Consider the following 5,731-nt stretch of genomic DNA (forward strand, 5'->3'; position numbering starts at 1 on the left):
AAACTGCTTTCATTTTATCATCAATTAATTTCTATTGTGTGGGTAATATCAATTAAGAATTATGAATTATGATATATGAATTATGAATTATAAATTATAAATTATAAATTATGAATTATGAATTATGAATTATGAATTATGAAGTGGGGTGTGGAAATTATGAATTATGAATTATGAATTATGAAGTGGGGTGTGGGAAGTGGGGAGGGGGGAGACGGGAGTTTTTTGCTGTGAACAGTGAACAGTGAACGGAAAACTCACATCTGATAACTGATCACTGATAACTGATAACTGATCACTGATTACTGACTAAATCCTGCTATAATCTGAGGGAATAAGTATAAAAATATTAATTGCTCGATCGCTAATTATGGAAGATACCCTGCCGCTTATTTACGTTTCTGGATTGCTAATTTTCGTGATTGGTTTAGGAATTTTTGTCATCGTGCAAATCTTTAAAACCCGTCGAGTAGAAGGAACCTTTAACAAGCTACAAAAGAAATTGCAAAAAGAAAAAGGTACAGCTAAAGAATACTATGAATTGGGGAGCCTTTATCTGGATAAAAAACTCTATGTTCAAGCCTTGAGTTTACTACAAAAGGCTTTAAAAATCTCTGAAGAAGAAGGCATCGAACCAGAAAATCAAGCCCTAATCTACAATGCGATCGGGTTTTCCTATTTTGCCCAAGAACAATTAGAATTAGCGATTCGTAACTACAAAGAGGCAATTAAACTTTATCCTCAATACTCGATCGCTCTCAATAATCTTGGCAATGTTTACGAAAAGAAACAAATGGCTAAAAAAGCTCTCGAAACCTACGAAGAAACTCTCAAATTTGATCCTAATAATACCGTGGCGAAAAAGCGCACCGAATCCCTGCGTAAACGCTTCGCCGAATCGAAATAGTTTTGACTACTGATCAAATTCTTTTTAGAGATCGAAGAATCTTCGATCTCTTTCTTTATTTCAAGCCATAAAACAAGACAATTAAACTAGGGGTTAGAATCGTCAAAATTAAATTTAGGGGCGCACCCAAACGGGTAAAATCGAGGAATTTATAGCCCCCTGGTGCATAAACCATGGTATTAGTTTGATAGCCAATCGGTGTTAGATAACTATTAGAAGCAGCAAAGGTGACAGCATACATAAAAGCCAAAGGATTTAAACCCAAAGTTTTCGCCACTTCCACGGCGACGGGAATCATTAACACCACGGCAGCATTATTAGAGAGAATTTCAGTTAAAAATGAGGTAATTAGATAGAAGAAAACTAAGATCCAAAACCCCGAAAGATGTCCGCCGATAGCCACTAAATTATCTGCTAACCATTTAGTAGTTCCTGAGTTATCCATGGCAGTACCTAGGGGAATTAAACCCGCTAATAAAAAGATAATATCCCAACGAATGGAACCATAGACTTCCCCGGGTTTTAGACAGCCAGTAATTACCATTAAAACCACTCCGACTAAACTGGTGACGAGAATCGGTTGAATATCAAAAGCGGCAATAATAATCACCGACAAAGTAATCATTAAAGCAATAATTCCCTTATCCTTTCGCAGGGATTCGATATCTTTTTCTTCTAAGACTAATAATTCTCGCGTGGTTTGTAAACCAATAAAACTCTGTTTTGGTCCCTGAACTAAGAGCAAATCACCAAACTTTAAAGGAATTTTCCCTAATCTTCCTTGCAGTAATTCCGAACCACGGCGAATCGCTAAAACCGTTGCATTATAACGCTGACGAAATTTCAAATCTTTTAAAGTTGTCCCAATTAAACGGGAATTAGAAAGAATCAAAACCTCGGCTAATTTTTCCTCACCTGTAGTAATTGCCGATTCAGTATCTCCTTTCTGAAATTTGAGATCAGCAAAAATTTCTAATCCCCGTTCATCCTTAATTTTTAATAGTTCTTCCCGACTACTGTGAACGATTAAAATATCGCCAGCATTGAGAACTTTATCGGCTAAAGGTTGGGATAAATGTACCTTATTTCTGATTAATTCCAACACATCAAAATCAAACTTTCTTTGTAGTCCACTTTGAGATAAAGTTTGACCGATAAGATTAGAACGAGGGCTAATAATTACCTCACTCAGATATACTTTAGAACCATAATCATCGTCCAAAAATTCCCCTGTGGAAGATTTGCGATCGGGTAATAATTTCGGGGCAAAAATTGCTAAATAAATCAAACCTCCCAAAAAAGTTACTACCCCCAAAGCAGTGAATTGAAATAAGCTAAATTGCCCATAACCCAGCTTGGCAGAAATACCACTAGCGAGAATGTTTGTAGAAGTTCCCACCACGGTAATCATCCCCGCTAAAACCGTGGCGTAGGAAAGGGGAATTAATAACTTAGAAGGAGAAATTTTTTGTTTTTTACACCAATCTTCAACGATGGGTAAAAAGATCGCCACCACTGCCGTGTTATTAATAAAAGCACTAATTGGCCCCACTAATGCTCCTAGGACAAATACCTGTTGGTGGGGACTTTTGCCACCCCAAACCAACAAGCGATCGCGAACTACTTGAATCACTCCCGTGCGGGTAATTCCGGCACTAAGCACAAACATCGCCATCACTGTCACCGTGGCAGAATTACTAAATCCGGCGATACCTTCTTCGGGAGTAACTAAACCCAAAAGAATGAGGACAATCGCCACGGATAAAGCGGTTAAATCTACTGGCAGCCATTCCGCCACAAAAGCGACTAAAGCAACGACTAAAACCGTTAAAGTCAGAATAATTGGTGTTGGCATTGATTTATTTTTTCGTCATGAACCAGCGAATAAATAACTTCTCCAACTCAATCCAAACAAACATTAAGGCACTAAATCCAAAACAGATTAATAATTCTGTGCCACTAATCCATTGAGTACCGAAGAAGTTTTGTAGAGGAGGAGCATAAATTAACAACAATTGTAGGATCGTTGTCAAGCCCACGGCGGCAATAATGTAAGGATTAGAGAAGGGATTCATTTGCACCGCTAACTGGGTATGGGAACGCACCGCTAAAGCATGACCCATTTGTGCTAAACAGAGGGTAGTAAATACCATAGTTTTCCAACGTCCAGGATCTCCGATTTCGGGAGTTGCCTGAGTATATCGGTAAGCCCAATACATCATAATAATGGTGAGAATGGCAAAGACGATGCCGATGCGAATCATATACCAACCCAACCCGCGAGCAAAAATGCTTTCCCGGGGGCTAAAAGGTGGACGTTTCATCACATTAGGTTCGGCGGGTTCCATTGCCAGAGCAAGAGCCGGTAAACCGTCGGTGACAAGGTTCATCCAGAGGATTTGTAAGGGAGAAAGGGGTACACCGCCTAAACCGAGCAGCGGAGCCGCTGCAATGGTTAAAACCTCGCCAATATTACTGCCGAGAATGTATTTAATAAAGCGTCGAATGTTACTGTAAACCACGCGCCCTTCTTCGGTGGCAGCGACGATGGTGGCAAAATTATCATCCAGCAAAATCATATCGCTGGCTTCTTTGCTGACATCGGTTCCCGTAATCCCCATGGCGATGCCGATATCCGCTTGTTTTAGTGCTGGAGCATCATTGACTCCATCCCCCGTCATGGCGACGAATTTACCCCGTTTTTGCAGGGCTTGGACGATTCTCAGCTTATGTTCGGGAGAAACGCGAGCATAGACGCTCACACCATCTACCTCTCCCTCTAGGTCATTCTGAGACATTTTTTCTAATTCTTTCCCCGTGATTACTCGCTCCCCAGCAGCAGCAATGCCTAATTCACTGGCGATCGCCTTGGCCGTTAATTGATGATCTCCGGTAATCATAATCGGACGAATTCCCGCTTGACGACAGAGGGCAACCGCTTCTTTAACTTCCTTGCGGGGTGCATCGAGCATTCCCACCAATCCCAACCAAACCAAGGATTGTTCCTCACTATCTTCTCTTTCCGCTTCTGGCACTTCTGTCATCGGTTTATAGGAAAAACCTAAGACTCGTAGGCCATTACCCGCCATTTCGTCATTTTGTGCCAAAATACGGTTTCTTTGTTCATCTGTTAAGGGTTGACTTTCCGCCCCAACTTGGATTAGAGAACAGCGTTCGAGAATTAATTCCGGCGAGCCTTTGGTAAACATTAAATAGGTAGAATCCCCCAAACCTAACTGGGCATTCTCACAGATTACTGACATTCTCTTTCGTTCGGAAGAAAAGGGAAATTCGCCTAAACGAGGGCTTTTTGGTTCCAATGCTTCCCGATATAGTCCTCCTTTACCCGCTAACGTCAGTAAAGCTCCTTCGGTGGGATCGCCTAAAATTAACCATTCTTGCGCTTGATTCTGCAAAAGTGCGTCATTACACAGCACACAAGCCGTTAAAATTGCCTGTAGTTCGGGATCACTTTCACTAGCACCACTAAACTCACCGATGGGCGCGTAACCTTCCCCCGTGACAGTAATGACATGGTGGGAAGTATTGACTTTCTGCACCACCATTTTATTTTGAGTTAAAGTTCCGGTTTTATCGGAGCAAATCGTCGTTACCGAGCCTAAGGTTTCCACTGCCGGCAATTTACGGATTAAAGCTTGTCTTCTCACCATTCTTTGGGTTCCAATTGCCAATGTCACCGTTACCACTGCTGGTAAACCTTCGGGGACAACAGCCACAGCCATACTAAGGGAGGTTTCTAGTAATGACTCAAAAAACTGCCAACCAAAGCGAATTACACCGCCTAGGACGACTACAGCCACTAAAGCTAGGGAACCACTCACTAAAACGTTACCTAACTGCGACATTCGCTGCTGTAGGGGTGTGGGTTCACTTTCTACTCCTTGTAACATGGCGGCGATTTTACCGATTTCCGTGTCCATTCCCGTCTTGGTAATCGCCACTTTCCCCCGTCCCTGTACTACTTCCGTACCCTGATAGACGAGGTTAATGCGATCGCCCAAAGAGGCATCTTCCAGTAAAACCTTCTGTGCTTGTTTATTCACCGATTCTGCTTCACCCGTTAAGGCAGCTTCCCGGATTTGCAGGTTTTGTGCTTCTAATAATCTGCCATCGGCGGCAATTTGTACCCCCGCTTCTAGTAACATGATATCCCCGGGGACAAGTTCCTTGGCCGCCACTTCAAAGGTGCTACCATTACGAATAACCCGGACTTTCGGCGAGGATAACTGCTTAAGGGCGGCTAAAGCCTTTTCTGCCCGACTTTCCTGTAAATATCCTAAAATACCGTTTAAAATAACAATTGTAAAAATAGCGATCGCATCTTTGGGAAATTCCGCTTTTTTCAGGTCCAAAACCGCCGAAACCACCGCCACGGCAATCAGCATCACTAACATTATGTTAGTAAACTGTTCCCAGAGAATCATTAACGGGCTGCGTCCCCCCGTTTCTTTTAGTTCATTTAACCCGAAAATATCTTTTCTTTTAACAATTTCCGCCTCGTTTAAGCCGGTTTCCCCATTGGTTCTCAGTATTTCTAGGGTTTGTTCGCCAGTTAAATTGTGCCAAGCACGATTATTCTCTATCTCCGAGACTTGGGGGGACGTAGTGGGAAAAGTCATAGCGAGCGATTGAAGAGGGTGTACGCGTGAACTAAAAAGGTAAGCGAGTTAAGCTAATTACATATCACAATATCAGTTATCAGGGAGCATTGGGGTGTGGAGTGTGGGGAGGGGGAATTATGAATTATGAATTATGAATTATGAAGTGGGGTGTGGAAAGTGGGGAAGTGGGGAAATGGGGAAC

The 5,731-nt window shown here is 42.2% G+C and carries 3 protein-coding genes; 1 reads left to right on the forward strand and 2 read right to left on the reverse strand.

What is annotated here, in order from left to right:
- Nucleotides 1-370 precede the first annotated feature (370 nt).
- Complete coding sequence (locus tag IQ234_RS19510; RefSeq protein WP_193958301.1) at nucleotides 371-907, forward strand: tetratricopeptide repeat protein; 537 nt, start codon at nucleotides 371-373, stop codon at nucleotides 905-907.
- 55 nt (nucleotides 908-962) lie between these two features.
- Here IQ234_RS19510 and IQ234_RS19515 read toward each other — a convergent pair whose 3' ends face one another.
- Both IQ234_RS19515 and IQ234_RS19520 read right to left on the reverse strand, forming a co-directional pair.
- A complete protein-coding gene (locus IQ234_RS19515) occupies nucleotides 963-2,762 on the reverse strand; it encodes an SLC13 family permease (protein ID WP_193958302.1) in 1,800 nt (599 codons plus the stop codon).
- Nucleotides 2,763-2,766: 4 nt separating this feature from the next.
- Complete coding sequence (locus IQ234_RS19520; RefSeq protein ID WP_193958303.1) at nucleotides 2,767-5,547, reverse strand: cation-translocating P-type ATPase; 2,781 nt, start codon at nucleotides 5,545-5,547, stop codon at nucleotides 2,767-2,769.
- Nucleotides 5,548-5,731: the final 184 nt, after the last annotated feature.

Source organism: Microcystis aeruginosa LEGE 91341, from assembly GCF_015206885.1.
GTDB lineage: Bacteria > Cyanobacteriota > Cyanobacteriia > Cyanobacteriales > Microcystaceae > Microcystis > Microcystis aeruginosa_H.

Excerpts from the sequence above, each read along its gene's own strand:
- IQ234_RS19510 (WP_193958301.1), top strand. The coding sequence starts at position 371 with ATGGAAGATACCCTGCCGCTTATTTACGTTTCTGGATTGCTAATTTTC.
- IQ234_RS19515 (WP_193958302.1), bottom strand. The coding sequence starts at position 2,762 with ATGCCAACACCAATTATTCTGACTTTAACGGTTTTAGTCGTTGCTTTA.
- IQ234_RS19520 (WP_193958303.1), bottom strand. The coding sequence starts at position 5,547 with ATGACTTTTCCCACTACGTCCCCCCAAGTCTCGGAGATAGAGAATAAT.